Origin of the sequence: Streptomyces kunmingensis, assembly GCF_039533535.1 — a bacterium.
GTDB classification, from domain to species: Bacteria; Actinomycetota; Actinomycetes; order Streptomycetales; family Streptomycetaceae; genus Streptomyces; species Streptomyces kunmingensis.
Window position 1 is genome coordinate 344,003 of record NZ_BAAATS010000022.1, and the last position, 16,269, is coordinate 360,271.

Sequence of the window (16,269 nt, forward strand, 5' to 3'; positions counted from 1 at the left end):
CGGGGAATGGCCTGGGACCCTCCCTCGCCGTTACAACAGGCCCGTGGACTTCTCTCGTACGCTTCGCGAACTCCGTACCGGCCGTCATCTCAGCCAGCTCGATCTGGCGCTGCGGGCGGGCACCACCCAGCGGCACCTCAGCTTCATCGAATCCGGCAGGTCCGTCCCCGGCCGGAACATGGTGGTGCGCTTGGCCGAGTCGCTAAAGCTGCCGCTGCGCGAGCGCAACGAACTGCTGCTGGCCGCCGGGTACGCGCCCGCCTACCCCGAGAGCTCACTGGACGGCCCGGCGCTGGCCCCCGTGCGCACAGCGATCGACCACATCCTCCGCGGGCATCTGCCGTATCCGGCGCTGGTGGTGGACCGGGGCGGTGACCTGATAGCCGCGAACACAGCATTCGACCTGATCACCGAGGGTGCGGCCGCCGAGCTGGTGGGCCCGGGCACGAACATTTACCGCCTTGCGCTGCATCCGGACGGCCTGGCTCCCCGCATCCGCAACCTCGCCGAATGGGCGCGCCACATCCTGGCCCGCCTCGGCCACCTGGAGGAGTTGCGCGCCGAGCTCACCGAGTACGTTCCCGAGCTGGAGCGGTCTGCCGGGCTGCTCGGTTTCGCAGTTCCACTCCGCCTGCAGTCCTCGTACGGCGAGCTGAGCCTGATGACGACCGTGACGACCTTCGCCACGGCCATTGACGTGACACTTGCCGAGCTGAAGCTGGAGGCGTTCCTGCCGGCAGACCCGGCGACAGCCGAGGCTCTCACGGCCGCCGCCAGACCAATGGCCGCCGCTACTGCGGGTCAGGCCCCCGGGAACATGTAGTCGGCCTTGATTCGGCCGTCGTCGTCGAGCAACAGGATCTCCAAGCCCCCACCCACCGCGTCGCCGGTTTCGGTGGACACCGTCTCCCAGCTGAACTTGACCACGCCGTGAAGGCGTACCGCATCGGCGCGTGCCCGGAAGGTGAATCCCCCTGTCTCGACGAACCGCTCGTAGCTTCGCGCCACTCGGGTCTCGATGGCGTCGTACCCCTGAGCCTCCAGAGTCGTGTGGCCGAAGCCAAGTTCCGCAGCGATCTCCCGAATCTCCGCGGGCGGCTGCAGGATGTGGGTGGCGTCCTCGGACCACAGCTGCTCGATGGCCGCGCGGCGTTCGGCGGCGCCCGGCACTGTCCACTGAGCCATATAGCGGTGGGCCAGGTGCTGCGGGTCGATCTCGATCATGTACATCTCCTTGCCAGGCAGGTCGCTTCGGACCAGATCCTGCGGCGCGCAGCCGAGACCGGCAATTCCCTGTAGGGAATGTCCGCGCGGAGGTGTCCGCCCACCCCTTCGACGCCGAGCCCGAGGCGCCGGTCCGCAACGGGCGGGTCGTCTGCTGGCCCCAGCCCCGCTATCGCCGGCCCGCGCCCTCGGTGGCGGAGTTGGCCATCCGCTTCGGGCCGGAGGTGTTCACCACCGTGGAGTGGCGGACCGGCGCCCGCGGCCCGATGCGGTCCCGGTTCGCCGCGCTGCGGGTGCGATCCGTCGGCAAGGCCGTCGAGCGACCGCTCAGAGCGGCGGCCGCCGCCGAACTGGGGTGGCGGGACGGGGTGTTGCCGGACTGCTGGCTGCTGGCCGAATGGCCGATCGGAGCGGAGGCGCCCACCGAGTACTGGCTGGCCAACCTGCCCGCCGCAATCCCGCTCGCCGCGCTGGTCCGGTCGGCCAAGGTCCGCTGGCGCATCGAGCACAACTACCGCGAACTCAAGCACGGCTTGGGCCCGAACCACTTTGAGGGCTGGTCCTGGGCCGGCTGGCACCACCACGTCACCCTGGGCACCGCCGCCCACGCCTTCCTGACCGAGCAGCGACTGCACCCAAAAGTTCCCGCACCGGCCTCACCCTCTACCAGGTCCTCGACCTCCTCCAGGACACCCTGAGGTGTTGGACCGGCACCTGCATCACCTGCCATCAACCCCTGCCCAGAACGCACAGATCGGCACCGACCTAACGGAGCCCTAGTAAGTGCCAGTCGTGCCGGGCGATGGCAGGCTCGGCTCTGTTCTGCAAGTGGGTGGTTCCTCCTGACGATTGTGCGGGTGTTCTTCCCCCGCACAACCGTCAGGGGCGGCCCGTGAAATGCCTGATCCGAGCGGTGTCTGGTCCGGCAGTTCCTCGCTCCACGGCCGGAGTACGACAACCCTGCCCTTCCCGTTCCTCGTACTGGCCCGCCGGGATGGGCGACACCCGCCCGAAGCCCCGGCCTGACTCACCCTCGTGCCCGCCGCCGGAGAAGGCAGGAGCCTGCGATGACACCGAGCCTGCTCGGCTTTCTCGTCAGGCGTGGTGTCGGCGTGCAGGCAGTGCATCACCTATGTCGACACCAACGGCCCCGGCGCCGATCCCGGCCCGGTCGTCATCGCCTGTCACGACCAGCGCGTCAACTCCGTACGCGCAGCCTTGCTGAGTACCGGTTCTGACTTGTGGCGGCCCGGCCGCGGTTCGTCCGCCAGTCCCACCATCCGCCGGTCAGCGAACCGTGAGCGCTACTTGCGTACCGTCTCCGTGGACACCCTGAAGCCACCCTGAAGTCCGCTGGCACACGCGTGTTTGATGCGCCTTCCGCGCAGGCCGCAACGATCCGGTCCCGCTCCGCCACAGGAGCTGGGACGTGCCACACAAGGCCGCCGTACCTCATGTGTGATGAACTGTGGCCCGTTTTCGAGACGTTGATCTCGTCTCGAACAAGAGAGTGGGAGAGACCGTGGACCTTGGTGGGGGGACGTGGCAGCGACTGACCGCAGTGGTGCTCGTCATGGCGGTGGCGGCCGGGTGTACGGGGCAGGGCGAAGGCGCGGGCGGCGGAAACGACGAAGACCTGCTGCGGAACCACGACTGGACGCAGATGCCGGGCACCACCGCGCAAAACGACATCCTGCGGGTCAGCGCATCGGATCGGCACATCGTGGAGCAGGACTCCTCCGGCGGCCAGCCCAACCCCCCGCTGAACCTGGCCGGCCCGCATCTCAGGTCCGATGGCGACTTCACCGTCACCGCGCGCATGTCCGGTGTGGGTGACGATGACGGCGACTCATGGCTGCGGCTGTACGGACGGGTGCCGGTCATCTACGACGAGTGGCGGCAGGAGCGGCCCTCACTCCGTGTCGGCGTGACCGCCGACGGACAAGTGAGGGTACAGATATGGGACGGTGAGGGCGATGAGCCGGCCACCTCCAAGGATTTCGACTGCGGCTGCTCCGGGACGGTGACGCTCGCCGTGTCCAGCATCGGTGACACCTTCCGCGTGAAAGCCGACGGGCGGCGGCTGGGAACCGTGCAGGACCCGGGCGTCTTCGCCGAAGGCACTGTCTGGTTCGGTCTGGAGGCGGACGCGGGCGAAGACGAGCGACGCGAGGGATGGCGTCTGACGCAGCTGACCGCGCGGGCGGAGAGCGGTGACTCGCTCCGCGTGATCAAGGCGCCGCAGCTACGCCAGGCGCAGTCCGACGACTCGCTGCGTGCGCGGGCCGCAGACGTGGGGCGGCCGTTCGACGTCGGCACCGCCCTGGCCGAGAACCCGCTGCTCACCGACGCACGCTACCGGGCGCTCGCGGGGAGCCAGTTCTCCATGCTCACTCCGGAGAACGCGTTCAAGCCGCAGTTCCTCCACCCACGCCGGGGCGTCTACGACTTCCGCGACGCGGACCTCCTCGTACGCTTCGCTCGCGCGAACGACATGAAGGTGCACGCGCACACCCTCGTCTGGCACGAGGCTCTGCCCAACTGGATGCGGGAGAACGGCGACCCCGAGGAGGTGCGCCGGACCATGCTCCGGCACATCGCCGCGGTCGCCGGGCACTTCAAGGGAAGGGTCGCGGAATGGGATGTGGTCAACGAGCCCATGTCCGACGACGAGAAGAGCTACACCAACGGGGATCTCGGTCTGCGCTCCGAGCAGAGCCCGTGGTTCGGGGCCATGGGCGAGGAGTACATCGACGAGGCGTTCAGGGCCGCCCACCGGGCCGATCCGAAGGCACGGCTGTTCCTCAACGAGTACGGGGTCGAGGAGGAAGGCGAGCGGTGGGACGCCCTTTACGATCTGGTCACGCGGCTCAAGGAACGCGGGGTACCGATCGACGGCGTGGGTTTCCAGAACCATGAGTACGCACCCGGCGACCGCATCGACCCGGAGACCTTCCGCAGCCATGTGCGGGATCTGGCGGAGCTCGGGGTTCAGGCGCGGGTGTCGGAGATGGACGTCCCCATAGGCGAGGACGAGGAGGACGGGCGGCAGACCCAGGCTGATGAGATGGCGGGCAAGCTGCGGGTCTGCCTGGAGGAGCCGAACTGCACATCGTTCTCCACATGGGGATTCACCGACCGGTACGGTTCCACCGCCGACACCAAGATCTATCCTCCGCGCACGGCCGATTCCCTGCCGTGGGACGCGGCCCTGCGGCCGAAGCTGGCGTACGAGCGCCTGCTCGAGGCCTTTGACGAGGCGTGAGGAATCAAGGCGCGATCTCTCGGTTCGGTGTCGGTGGTAGTGCGAGTCAGTAGTGCTGGTTTGGGCCTGTGGTCTTTCCGCGCTGGGGGGGCTTCTATCTGTTCGGTCAAGGTCTGTGGGCGTGGTCAGGCTGCTTGTCCGTGCCGGGGTTGGGAGAGGGTGCCGTCGCGGAGCATCGCGAAGAGCACGTCGACGCGGCGGCGGGTGAGGCAGATAAGGGCGGCGTTGTGGCGCTTCTTCTCGGCGCGTTTCTTGTCGTAGTAGGCCCTGGATTCGGGGCTGCTGAGCGAGGCGAACGCGGATAGGAACAGGGCCCGTTCGAGCTGTTTGTTGCCGCCGCGGAGCGGGCCCTCGCCGCGGACGGAGGTCCGGGGCGGTGGGTGGCGGGGGTCAGCCCTGCCGTAGGAGGCGAGGTGGGCAGGGGTTGGGAAGGCGCTGGCGTCGCCGACCTCGGTTACTGCCACCTTCTTGTCGGCGTCGTACCCGCGGCTGCCGACGCCGACTGTCTCTGCGGCACGTACTGACTGCGAGTCAATGATCGCGGCGGTCGGGTCCCGGTTCTCGGACCGACGGACCTCGTCGCGCAGGTCGTTGTGGATGGCGTCGACGCTTCCGTCCTGCCACCGCCCGGCTGAAGATCGTGTGCACCCTGCGCCAGTGGGTGGAAGTCGCCCGGCAGGTTACGCCTCTTGTTGCCGTGGTTCGCGACATAGAAGTTCGCGTCCACGACATCCGGCGGCAGTTCTCCTCTGGCCGTCCGCCGTTGCCATCCTGCTATGCCGGCCACGGCAGCACCGCAGCGATGACCTGCCACTCCGCGTCCGTGGTGTCCGAGGTACAGCGGCGGGGCCGGGCCGGATGACGGCGGCCGTGACCGAACCGGCAGGCCGGGCACAACCGGCAGGCCGGGCACGAGCAGTCAGCTTGCCCAACGTTGACAGCAGGAGCGGCAGGGGCGTACAACGGCATGATGGGGCCTCTTGACACAATTGGGCGTCGACACCGCAGTTGCTACCAAGAGGTCCTGGTCGTGCTCGTCACTTCGCCGAATCCCACCCGCCTTCGACGATCAGATTGTTCACGGGGTATGAGACAGGACAACTTCAGTTGGCACCGTGCGCGCGGTGTCTGACTGTCCGCTGCTATCGATGCCAGTCGTTGACAACGAAGGCAGTCGATTCATGGTGCGTGACAGCGAACACAGTCCGCTCGGGACGGAGATGGCGCCGACGTCCAGGTCGGGCCGCTTCAAGAGGTCTCCTGGAGCAGAGCCGGTCGTCGCCTTCGCAAGCCCGTCCGGCGAGCAGGATGAGCTCTTTGGCCGGCGTCCCGCGCCGCATGTTCGTTGAAGAAGTACAGCAAGGTGGCGCCCGCAAAGTCCCCTGCTGGCAAGGGCGTTCGCGGCGCTGACGTCACAGGACCCGAACCTCAGGGTTCTTCAAGAAGTCGTACACCGCGAAGTCGGTGACCGGGCGGTACCCGATCCGCTGATAGAGGCCGTTGCTGGTGGGGTTGGCCAGGTCCGCGAACAGTAGGACCTCCGCTGCGCCTGCGGCCAGCGCCGCTCTGCTCACCTCGACCGTCGCGGCGCCCGCGTAACCGCGGCCGCGTAGGCGGGCCGGGGTGTAGACGGGGGCCACCCGGACCTGGCCGGCGACCATCGGGGTCACGCCCGCCATGGAGACGGGGGTGCCGTCCGGGGTTTCCCAGAGCGTGACGCGCCCTTCAGCGATGCGTGTATCCGCCCATGAGCTGTTGTCCGCAGTGGGGGTTCCTCCGATGGCGGTGACGAACTCGCGGTGCCACAGCATGAGTTGCTCACGGTCCTGCTCGCCCGCGATTCGGCTTCGGCCCTCCGGGGGTGGTGCCGGTGGTGTGAGCGTGCCGAGGCGGCACAGGCGCTCCCGCTGGCGCAGCGTCAGCGTTGCGCCCGTGTGCCGCGTCCACGACTCGGCGAAAGCGGTGGCGGTGTCGTGGTCCGCGTTGACGCCGGGGAGGCGGTGGCCGAGGTCGGCCAGGTGAAGGGCGAGGGCGTCGGCCTCCACTGGTGTGAGCGGGGTGAGGCACGGGCGGCGGGGCAGCGTGCGGAAAAATGCCGCGCGGACCTTGCCCGCCCGCTCGAGGCTGCCGAAGAGGAGGGCTTCGGCGCCGTACTCGTCCGCCCCGCGCGTGCGCAGTGCCTCGGTCACCGTCAGCGGGAGGGTGTGCAGGGCGGGGCGCGAGCGCAGGAAGTCTCCGGCTCGGGCGAGAAAGCTGTCGAGGTCTTCGGTGAGGTGCCAGCCATCCGGACGCATGCCTCATGATCCCTCGTGCTGTCGGCGTGCGCCCGCAGTTTTCCGCCAGGGCGAAGCGGCAGGGCCTGGTGGATCAGACATCCCCCGCAGCACGAGGCGGTCGGGAGCAGTCCGCCGTCCTGCGGTGGGATCGTGAGCGGCCTCAAAGGTCGCTGGCAGGTGGACCAGATGGACGGGGCGGAGACTGGCCGCGGGCAGTAAGGGCCAATCGCGACGTGAGCCTGGGCAGCGCCTGCTCCCGTGCCGGGTTGACGGGTGTCTACAGGTGGGCGCGCTGGTTGGGTAGGCGGCCGCCGAGCAGGATCAGCCGGGCAGCCCGGTGACGCTGCCCGGCGTAGATGGGCAGCAGTTGCAGGAAGGTCTCGTCTGTGCCGTCCCGGCGTCCGGTGAGGACTTAGGTGATCTGCAACGGCAGGTGCAGATCACCTACGGTGAGCGCGTCCGTGCGCCCAGGGTGCGCCGCAGGGGCTCGGCCGCGGTCCATGGTCCGCTCCTTGGAACGGACTGCAGGCGGGCCATCGCCGCGGCCTCTCCCAGGCGGGCCGCGCGCGGGTGAGCCCGCACAATTACGGCGGCGCGGGCACTGGGGAGGCCGGCGTTGTTGATCAGGCCCGCGAGGTGCGTTCCTCTGGGTCTTTGTCGCTGCGTTCTACCAGCGCCGCGATGTGGTTCTGATCGGTGGTGTCGAGGACCACCGGCTTTATGTCGGCGAGGAGGGCTCGGCCGTCGCTGTCGCGTCGTACGCCGACGAGTGCATGAAATCCGCGGCGGGCCATTTCCCGGGCGGTGGCCGCACCCATCCCGGTGGACGCACCGGTGACGACTACGAGTGATGGTCGTCATGATCAGCCGTACCGAATCGGCCGCCACCACGCGCCGCGCCCTCATCGACGCCGCGGCTGGCCTGCTCGACCGCGGCGGGCGCGAAGCGGTGACCCTCCGCGCGGTCGGTGCGGAGGCCGGAGACCCGCGGAGCGCCCTACCGGCACTTCCCGCACAAGGAGAGCCTGCTGGTGGCGATCGGCACGCGGGCGTGGGACCGACTTTGTGACCTCATGCAGGAGCTGCGCGCCGGTGCCGATTGGTCGGACGTGGAGAAACTGCGCAGCGGGGTCATCGCGCTCATCGACATCGGCCGCTCCCGGCCGCACCTCTACAAGCTGATCTTCAGCAACCCGTCCGGTGACCCCACCGCACTGGCCCGTGCGGTCGAGCGCAGTCAGACCGAGTTCCTGGCCATCGTCGCCGACCTGGTCGGAGAGCAGGACGCCCGCAGATACGCCGCCCTGCTCATCAGCATCGCGAACGGAGCCGCCGGCGTGGAGGTGAGCGGCCAGTTACCCAACGAGAAGTGAGGCGAGGACCGCGCCGAAGATCCCATCGACACGCTCGTCACCATGATCGCCGGAAGCGGTCAGCGATTCTGACCGGGCAGGCCGATCAGACGCTGGTGAGTGCCGTTGTCCGGCGGCGAGGATCCTCCTCGTCCGGGGTGCGGCAGGCGCGTTCGATGGATTGCCCCCAGTATGTTCCGCCGACCATGAGCGATGCTCCGAGACCGGCGAGGAGGCTGAACTCCTCGCCGCCGAAGCTGATGCCGACCGTGATGGCCCAGACCGGTTCAGTGCCCAGGAGCAGACTGGCCCGGCTCGCGGAGCTGTTCTGCACCGCCCAGGTCTGCGCCAGGAAGGCGAACACGCTGCAGAACAGAGCGACGTAGACGAGCCGGCCCCAGACCACGGCATCGACCTGGGTGAGCTTCGGCAGGTCGCCCGAGGCAGGCGCGGCGAACAACGCCGTGCCGACGGCCATCTGGACGGCGGTGAGCTGCAACGGCCGGACAGCGCGGCGCTTCGTCAGTCGCCCTACGAGCGCGACGTGCACGGCGCGGACCACCGCGGCGGCAAGTATCAGCAGGTCGCCGGCGCGCAAAGTGTGCATGGCGCTGCCGGACATGAGCAGCGTGACGGCCAGCAGGCACACGCCGGTGGCGGCGAAGTAGCGCAGGGGTAGTCGGCCGTTGCCCGCCGTGCGGTCCAGCAGCGGGGTGAGCACGATGGTGAGGCTGATGAGAAGGCCGGCGTTGGCCGCGCTGGTGTGCGCGACGCCATAGGTCTCAAAGACCAGGACCGCAGCCTGGGTGACCCCCAGCAGTGACCCGACACGCACCTCGTCTCGCGTGCAGCGCTTCTTGCGGCGACGGTGGGAGATGACGAGGGTGAGGCAGGCGATCGCGGAGATCGCGTACCGCGCGAACAGGACCGCCAAAACGGGCAGGGCGTAGGTGGCGGTCTTCGCGACCAGATAGCTGGAGCCCCACACGAGGGCGACGAGGAGAAGCACTGCGTCAGTGCGGCGGGTGTTGAACACCCCCTTGACGCTGCCTGGGCCGCACGTTGAAGCCAAGGGTCAAAGTCTTCAACAACACTGTAGTTTCACTACACTACGACGGTGAACGAACGGCAGTTGCGCATCCTGCGGGAACTTGGCGAGCTGGGAAGCGTCACCGCCACCGCCGAGGCGCTCCTGATGACTCCCTCGGCCGTCTCCCAACAGCTACGGCTGCTGCAACGCACCATCCCGGTCCCGCTCCCCCGACGTGACGGACGGCGGCTGGTGCTCACGGACGCCGGCCAGGCCCTGGCCGGTGCGGCCGTCGAGGTGGAGACCGCGCTGGCCAAGGCACGGCACACCATCGACGAGTTCGTGGAACAGCCGGACGCGCAGGTGTCGGTGGCGGCGTTCCACAGCGCGGCTGCCGCGTTCTTCCCCCTTCTGCTCGCCCGGGTCACCTCCGGACACCCGAGACTCTCCCTCGCCGACGAGGACGTCGCGCAGGATCACTTCCCGCGGCTGACCCGGGATTACGACCTCGTACTGGCTCATCGTCTCGACCGGGCGCCACCCTGGCCAAGCACCGTCACCGCCGTCACGCTGTTGCGTGAACCTCTCGACGTCGCCCTCCCGGCCGACCACCCCTTGGCCGCCGAACGACATCTCACCCCGCGGGACGTCGCCGACGAACCCTGGATCGCCGTACACGACGGCTTCCCGCTGATAGCCCCCATCGACGCCATCGCGACCGCCGCGAACCGACGGCTCGACATCGTCCATCGCATCAACGACTTCGCGGTGGCCGCCGAAGTCGCGGCCGCCGGAGGCGGTCTGGCCCTGATGCCCCGCTGGACCACGCGTCCGCACCCCGCACTGGTCCTCAGACCGCTCAGCGGCGTGCACACCGGACGTCAGGTCGACGTACTGCACCGCCCCGAACGTGCCGCACGGCGTGCCGTACGCACGGTGCTCGCCGAACTGCACCGTGCGGCCGCGATGATCCGGAACCGAGACGCCGGGGAGGGGGCCGACGCGCAGGGGACTCACGATGTCGAAGTCTGAAGCGTCGAGCGGGACGGCACCGCGGCACCGTGCGGCCGACGGCCGTTTGTCAGGCTGTCGTGGCAGGCTCGCCGGTCTCCGCACGGTTGCCGGGGGAGACCGTGCACTCCATCCGGTCGCCCCGCACATCGCAGGTGACGGTGTCCCCGGGGCCCACCTGGCCGTCGAGGAGCATGGTGGACAGCCGGTTGTCGAGCTCGGTCTGGATGGTGCGGCGCAACGGCCTGGCCCCGAACTCCGGTTGGTACCCCTGCTGTGCGAGCCATTCCTTGGCTGCGTCGGTCACCTGGAGGTTGACCTGCTGGGCGTGCAGCCTGCGGCGGCTGCGCTCGAGGAGCAGGTCGACGATGTGCACAAGGTCGGCGCGGGTGAGCGCGTGGAAGACGACCACCTCGTCGATGCGGTTGAGGAACTCGGGGCGGAAGTGGCTGCGCAGTTCGGCCATCAGATCGTCGCGGATCTCGTCCACGGCGCCTTGATGGCTCAGGATGAGTTGTGAGGCGAGGTTGCTGGTCATGATGACGACCGTCTGGCGGAAGTCGACCGTACGGCCCTGCGCGTCGGTCAACCGCCCGTCGTCGAGTACTTGGAGCAGCAGGTTGAAGACGTCCGGGTGCGCTTTCTCCACCTCGTCGAACAGCACCACGCTGTACGGCTTGCGGCGGACGGCCTCGGTGAGCTGTCCGGCTTCGTCGTAGCCCACGTACCCGGGGGGCGAGCCGACGAGGCGGGAGACGGTGTGGCGTTCCTGGAACTCGCTCATGTCGAAGCGGATCAGCCGGTCTTCCTGGCCGAAGAGGATCTCGGCGATGGCTTTGGCGAGTTCGGTCTTGCCGACGCCTGTGGGGCCGAGGAAGAGGAAGCTGCCGGTGGGCCGGTCGGGGTCGCCCATCCCCGCCCGGCCGCGCCGCACGGCCTGTGCTACCGCGGTGACCGCCTCGTCCTGGCCGATCACTCGCTCGTGCAGGGTCTCCTCAAGATGGATCAGGCGTTCGCGCTCGGTCGCGGTGAGTTGGGCGACGGGGATGCCGGTGCGCCGGGAGACGACGTCGGCGATGTCTTCCTCGGTGACCTCGGCGGCGGGTTCCCGTTCGCCGTCCAGACCCGAGAGCCTGCGCTCGCTCTCGCTGATCTGGCTCTTGAGCCCGGCGGCTCGTTCGTAGTCCTCGTTGTGGACAGCCTCGTCCTTCTCCCGGTTCAGCCGGGTCAGCTCCTGGTGGATCTCGTCCGCCTCGGGGCTGTCGCCGCCGCCGCGCAGCGCGACTCGGGCCCCGGCCTGGTCCACCAGGTCGATGGCCTTGTCGGGCAGGAAGCGATCGGTGATATAGCGGTCGGAGAGGGTCGCCGCGCTGTCCAGCGCCGCGTCGGTGAAGCGGACGCCGTGATGTGCCTCGTAGGAGTCGCGCAGGCCCCGGAGGATCTCCACGGTCTCCTCGACCGTGGGCTCCGGCACGATCACCGGCTGGAAACGGCGTGCGAGTGCGGCATCCTTCTCGATGTTCTTGCGGTATTCGTCCAAGGTTGTGGCGCCGACCAGGCTGAGATCGCCGCGCGCCAGAGCGGGCTTGAGGATGTTGCCCGCGTCCATGGCGCCTTCACCGCCGCCACCGGCGCCGACGACCGTGTGGAGCTCGTCGATGAACAGGATGATGCTCTCCTGCGCGTCGGTGACCTCGTCGATGACCTTCTTCAGGCGCTCCTCGAACTCTCCGCGGTACTTCGAACCGGCCACCAGACCTGACAGGTCCAGGGCCACCACCCGCCGGTCCCGCAGGGTTCTGGGCACGTCGCCGGAGACGACACGCTGTGCGAGGCCTTCCACGATGGCGGTCTTGCCGACTCCCGGATCGCCCAGCAGCACCGGATTGTTCTTCGAACGCCGGGAAAGGATCTCCACCGTCTGCTCGATCTCCTGCGCCCGCCCGACCACCGGGTCCAGCCGCCCTGCGCGTGCCTCGTCCGTGAGGTCGCGGCCGTACTCGTCCAGTGTGGGCGTGGCAGTGGGCCCGCCCGCCGCTGAACCGCCGTCCCCGCCATGCCCCCCGCGTCCGCGGCGGGTTCCATGACCACCGTCCGAGTCCAGGACGCCGGCCGCGCCGGACGAGGGGTCCTCCACGACCGCGGAGAGAATGTGCTCGGGCCCGATGTACGACGCACCCGCTTCCTGAGACTTGGCGTGGGCCCTGAGAAGGGCCCGTTTCGCCGCCGGGGTCAGCCGCGGTTCCTCCACCGTGCCACCGGGTGGCAGCGACTGCTCCACCTGAGACGCCAGCGCGTCGGGGTCGGCGCCTGCTTGCGCGAGAAGTTGGCGACCGGGATCGATCTGGGTGGCGGCCCACAGGAGGTGCGCGGTGTCGAGGTCGGCGCCGTCCTCGGCGGCACGTCCGCCGGCCGTCGCCAACAGCTCCTGCGAAGCGTCGCTGAGCAGGCGCCCGATGGGCACTCGCTGGACCGCCGGCGGGGAGGCCGCCGGGCTCGTGCCGAAGAAGCGGTTGAACAGGTCCGAGAAGGGGTCACCAGCCCCGAAGGGCGAAGTCGTCACAGCGGTCGTCCGATCCTGACGGCACCCGGCGTACCTGACGAGCCGGATGCCGCGTTCGTTGTCGAGTAGGCGGTGGCTCGCGGACAAGGACTCATGCCGTTCGGCGGTGCCAGGGGGTGCCGGTGCGCGGGCCTCTCCCCACCCTGGAAGCCGATCAGTGTCTCCGCACGTCAGCCGCCGTGCCGTTCGACCACGCGGGTGGCTCGATCTTCGGCGGAGCGTGCGCGGCGGAGTGCTCGCGTCCGGGGAGTCCGGTTCGCTGCCTTCGGCAATCTGACATCGGCTGCCGACGAATGCGGCGACGCCGTCGGGGGGACGACCTGCGGGCGGGGTGCGCGAAGGTCGTTGCTTTTCGTCGTTCGAGGGACGGGGGAGTGCCTGCGGCCTGCCCATGAGGTTCTTCGTCCCTGACCCGTAGCAGGTGACACCGAACATTGACCCTCACTCGCTGCGTGCCGGCAGGTCATCCGCGACGACCTGTCTTCGGCTGCGGACGATCTCGGGACTGAGCGCGAAGACTGTGGGGGCCGCTGAGGCTGGCCCGCCCAACACCTGGTACGGCGTGATGGTGCTGCGCGGCGACGAGCCGGTCGGCATGGGCCGGGTCATCGGAGACGGCGGCCATTGGGGCGAGCTGGAACGGCGGGCACCGGCCGGCGCGGGCGCGGGTGCTGTCCGCCGATGACGTCGACCCTGCGCAGTCCGACGTCCTGGGTGCGGGGTCCGGGCACCCAGGACGCGACGGCCGCGGGTGCACCGAGCGGTGCCCCCTTGGCCGGTACCGCGGAAGGGTCGATGATCACCCGGGTGCAACGTTAGGCAGTGCTCCCCGCGGACATGATCCGGTCAACACACGCCATGATCCTTTAAGCGCAGCCGATTGATCCCTTCGGTATGGGTTCGGCGCGTGCTCAGAAGCCGGGACGGCAGACTCGTATGAATGCCGAACTATTCTCTGGCCGATGTGCCGCAGGAACGGGTGATTCCGCCGCTCCGGCCTCGGCTTGCCGACTCGGCGCCGGCCCGTGAGCCGGCTGCCGGTGGAGGGCCGAGTCCTCCGTCTGGATCGCTCCTGTACCAGCCCCACCCATGTCACAGACGGAGCCACGGCATTGCGCCTGAATGTTGAGACAGACAAGCACCACATACCAACCGGCAGGCCAGAGACGGGCGAGACGGAGGCGCGCCCCGATGCCGAGGTGGTTTCGGCTCTCCGCGCCGAAGCCACCCGGCCGGTCCGACTCCGCACCGGCGACCTGGACGAGGCACGGCAGATCATCGAGCAGAACTTCTACAGCAACGTCGTCGACCTGCTCCAGCCATCGGCCGTCCTCCGTGGGCACTTCGCGGTCAGCCGCCTTCGCGGTGTGACGCTTGGCACCCTGCAGTTCGGCGCGGATCTGCGTATGCGGTTCGGCGAGCTTGGTGCCTACCACGTCGACATACCACTGTCCGGGTCCATGGCGTGGCACCAAGGACGCCACGATCCGCTCCTCGCGACCGTGGACGAAGCCGCCGTCTTCCAGCCGGGCCGCACCACGATGCTGGACCGATGGAGCGGCGACTGCCGGCTTCTCGCGGTGAAGATCGAACGGCCCGCGCTGGAACTCCAGCTCGAGCGCCTGCTCGACGCCCCGATCCGGTTGCCTCTCCGGCTGCACCCTTCCATGGATGTCTCCCATGGCCCTGGGCGCAGTTGGGCCCGACTGGCCCGGTGGGCGGCGGAGGACGCTCTGACACCCCGAGGGCTCATCGGGCAGGAACTGATGGCAGACCCACTGCACGAAGCGCTGCTGAACGGCCTGCTGCTGGCAGCGCATCATCCGTACCGCGAAGAACTGACGCGGCCCGTTGCTCCCAGCCGTCCCGCCCCGATCAAACGCGCCATCGACGCCATGGAGGCACACCCGGAGCATCCGTTCACCGTGACAGCCCTCGCGGAAATCTCCGGGGTGGGCATTCGACGGCTGCAGCAGGGATTCCGCCAGCACGTGGGCATGTCTCCCATGGACTACCTACGCCGCACACGACTGGCCCGCGCCCATGAGGAGTTGCGCGCGAAGGAGACAGGGCAGGCGACCGTCACCGACGTCGCCTACCGCTGGGGCTTCACCCACCTCGGCAGGTTCGCCGGCGCCTACCGACAGCGCTACGGCGTGACACCCTCGACAACCCTGGCCGAGACGCGCCCCTAGGAGCGGCGAACCCCCATCCGACCGACCTGGGCAGCAGCGCGGAAGAACCGGTTCGAGCACCATCGCAACCGTGGCGAAAGCAGCACCAGGTCTGTGGAAAAGCGTGTCACCGCGGATCGCGGCCACCGGTGGGGCATCCTGTCGGCACATGTGCTCCAGCAGCCGTCAGGGGTCGGGTCATGATGGTGTCGTCTTCGAGGGTTACGGTCGTCGCTCTTCTGGCGGATCCGGACGCGCCGACGGAGGTCGCGCAGCGCATGGCCCGCGTTCTCCCGGCTCGGCTCGCCGGCAGATCCGGCCCGGGGCGACGGTTCGACATCGAGGTGGTGAGTGAGCCCTTCACCTCGGGCAGCGAGGACCCGCCCACATTGATGCGCCGCATCAGAGACCGCGCAGGCTCGGAGAACTGGGACGTCGTCGTGGCTCTCACCGACCTTCCACTACGTGCCGACGGGCACACCCTGGTGGTGGATGTGCAGCAGGGGCACGGGCTGGCACTGTTGTCCCTGCCCTCGCTGGGCGGCTTGCGGTTGCAGAAAAGAGCCCGGCGGGTCGTGGAAGAAGCCGTGCTCGGCCTCGTGAACCCGCGGGTCGACAAAGGCGAGGGGAGCCCGCCACGCCAACCGCTGAGGGCACCGTTCGCCGGACACCTCATGCCTGTCCACCCGGACCCGGTCGGTGGCGAGTACGCGGCTGATCTTCGATACGTCGTCAGCGGCAGACGGGGCCGCCTACGGGTGCTTGCGGGGATGGTCCGCGCCAACCGGCCCTGGCGGCTGGTGCCGGGTCTGTCGAAAGGGCTGGCGGCCGCGCTAGCCACCGGGGCCATCGCCACCGTGAACTCGACCGTCTGGAGTCTGGCCGAAGCCCTGAGCACACCCCGTCTTGTGATTGCCACGATCGGATCTCTCGTGATCATGATCGGATGGCTGATCGTGGACGCGCAGCTATGGCATCGCCCGTCGAAGAGTTCACCGGAGGCGAGACAGAGGGCGAGGCTCTACAACACCTCGACGATCGTGACCGTCGCAATCGGAGTACTTGTCTGCTACGTCGGCTTGATGGGCATCAATTTCGTGTGGGCGCTGTTCATCCTCAACGACCGCGTATTCGTGTCTCTCACACGATCCCCGTTGGACGTGTCGGATTACGTGACGCTGGCCTGGTTCGTTGCTTCTGTCGCCACCGTGGGCGGGGCGTTGGGGTCGGGCCTGGAGAGCGATGAGGCGATCCGTGCGGCCGCCTACTCCAAGCGTGAACAGGAACGCCGTCGTATGCTGGAAAGTGACCACGGCGACTACTGAGTTTTTCGTTAGTTCTGTGGGTGCGGAAGCTGCGGCGGTGCCAGCATGT

General features: G+C 68.7%; 12 protein-coding genes and 2 pseudogenes. 8 read left to right on the top strand and 6 right to left on the bottom strand.

Annotated elements, in window-relative coordinates; translation table 11 throughout:
* Positions 1-43 precede the first annotated feature (43 nt).
* Positions 44-823, top strand: coding sequence for a helix-turn-helix domain-containing protein (locus ABD366_RS27740; RefSeq protein ID WP_324772027.1), 780 nt, complete (start codon positions 44-46; stop codon positions 821-823).
* On the opposite strand, the gene ABD366_RS27745 is transcribed toward ABD366_RS27740, so the two are convergent.
* On the bottom strand, positions 802-1,224 hold the full coding sequence (locus ABD366_RS27745) for a hypothetical protein (RefSeq protein WP_324772028.1): 423 nt from the start codon (positions 1,222-1,224) through the stop codon (positions 802-804). The genes ABD366_RS27740 and ABD366_RS27745 overlap by 22 nt on opposite strands.
* A 92-nt stretch (positions 1,225-1,316) precedes the next feature.
* Between ABD366_RS27745 and ABD366_RS27750 the strand changes: the two are divergent.
* Positions 1,317-1,922 (top strand): annotated as a pseudogene (locus tag ABD366_RS27750) (IS701 family transposase); the annotation flags it as partial.
* An 824-nt stretch (positions 1,923-2,746) separates the two neighbouring features.
* Positions 2,747-4,489 carry an endo-1,4-beta-xylanase gene (locus tag ABD366_RS27755; RefSeq protein ID WP_324772029.1) on the top strand — a complete coding sequence of 581 codons (1,743 nt, stop codon included), beginning with the start codon at positions 2,747-2,749 and terminating at the stop codon, positions 4,487-4,489.
* Positions 4,490-4,614: 125 nt separating this feature from the next.
* Here ABD366_RS27755 and ABD366_RS27760 read toward each other — a convergent pair.
* From ABD366_RS27760 to ABD366_RS27770, 3 genes and pseudogenes are all read right to left on the bottom strand, one after another.
* A pseudogene (locus tag ABD366_RS27760) lies at positions 4,615-4,941 on the bottom strand (transposase); the annotation flags it as partial.
* Between the two features lie 960 nt (positions 4,942-5,901).
* On the bottom strand, positions 5,902-6,783 hold the full coding sequence (locus tag ABD366_RS27765) for a GNAT family N-acetyltransferase (protein ID WP_324772030.1): 882 nt from the start codon (positions 6,781-6,783) through the stop codon (positions 5,902-5,904).
* A gap of 605 nt (positions 6,784-7,388) precedes the next feature.
* Positions 7,389-7,583, bottom strand: coding sequence for a hypothetical protein (locus ABD366_RS27770; RefSeq protein WP_324772031.1), 195 nt, complete (start codon positions 7,581-7,583; stop codon positions 7,389-7,391).
* Positions 7,584-7,796: 213 nt separating this feature from the next.
* On the opposite strand from ABD366_RS27770, the gene ABD366_RS27775 reads away from it, so the two are divergent.
* Complete coding sequence (locus tag ABD366_RS27775; RefSeq protein WP_324772033.1) at positions 7,797-8,138, top strand: TetR-like C-terminal domain-containing protein; 342 nt, start codon at positions 7,797-7,799, stop codon at positions 8,136-8,138.
* An 85-nt stretch (positions 8,139-8,223) separates the two neighbouring features.
* On the opposite strand, the gene ABD366_RS27780 is transcribed toward ABD366_RS27775, so the two are convergent.
* The gene (locus ABD366_RS27780; RefSeq protein WP_324772034.1) at positions 8,224-9,153 is read right to left on the bottom strand and encodes a DMT family transporter; all 930 of its coding nucleotides are present in this window, start codon (positions 9,151-9,153) and stop codon (positions 8,224-8,226) included.
* An 81-nt stretch (positions 9,154-9,234) separates the two neighbouring features.
* Here ABD366_RS27780 and ABD366_RS27785 point away from each other — a divergent pair, with 81 nt between their 5' ends.
* Positions 9,235-10,179, top strand: a complete 945-nt coding sequence (locus ABD366_RS27785) for a LysR family transcriptional regulator (RefSeq protein ID WP_324772035.1) — start codon at positions 9,235-9,237, stop codon at positions 10,177-10,179.
* Between the two features lie 49 nt (positions 10,180-10,228).
* Here the strand turns inward: ABD366_RS27785 and ABD366_RS27790 are convergent, their stop codons facing one another.
* Positions 10,229-12,721 carry an ATP-dependent Clp protease ATP-binding subunit gene (locus ABD366_RS27790; protein WP_324772036.1) on the bottom strand — a complete coding sequence of 831 codons (2,493 nt, stop codon included), beginning with the start codon at positions 12,719-12,721 and terminating at the stop codon, positions 10,229-10,231.
* 520 nt (positions 12,722-13,241) lie between these two features.
* On the opposite strand from ABD366_RS27790, the gene ABD366_RS27795 reads away from it, so the two are divergent.
* From ABD366_RS27795 to ABD366_RS27805, 3 genes are all read left to right on the top strand, one after another.
* Positions 13,242-13,406, top strand: a complete 165-nt coding sequence (locus ABD366_RS27795) for a hypothetical protein (protein ID WP_324772037.1) — start codon at positions 13,242-13,244, stop codon at positions 13,404-13,406.
* Between the two features lie 514 nt (positions 13,407-13,920).
* Positions 13,921-14,916 (top strand): helix-turn-helix transcriptional regulator, encoded by a 996-nt coding sequence (locus tag ABD366_RS27800; protein ID WP_324772039.1) that lies wholly within the window; start codon positions 13,921-13,923, stop codon positions 14,914-14,916.
* A gap of 179 nt (positions 14,917-15,095) precedes the next feature.
* Positions 15,096-16,220, top strand: a complete 1,125-nt coding sequence (locus tag ABD366_RS27805) for a hypothetical protein (RefSeq protein ID WP_324772040.1) — start codon at positions 15,096-15,098, stop codon at positions 16,218-16,220.
* Positions 16,221-16,269 lie beyond the last annotated feature (49 nt).

What these genes read in the sequence shown, in the direction of transcription:
- ABD366_RS27805 (WP_324772040.1), top strand. Translation starts at nt 15,096, where the DNA reads ATGATGGTGTCGTCTTCGAGGGTTACGGTCGTCGCTCTTCTGGCGGAT.
- ABD366_RS27765 (WP_324772030.1), bottom strand. Translation starts at nt 6,783, where the DNA reads ATGCGTCCGGATGGCTGGCACCTCACCGAAGACCTCGACAGCTTTCTC.
- ABD366_RS27745 (WP_324772028.1), bottom strand. Translation starts at nt 1,224, where the DNA reads ATGATCGAGATCGACCCGCAGCACCTGGCCCACCGCTATATGGCTCAG.
- ABD366_RS27770 (WP_324772031.1), bottom strand. Translation starts at nt 7,583, where the DNA reads ATGGGTGCGGCCACCGCCCGGGAAATGGCCCGCCGCGGATTTCATGCA.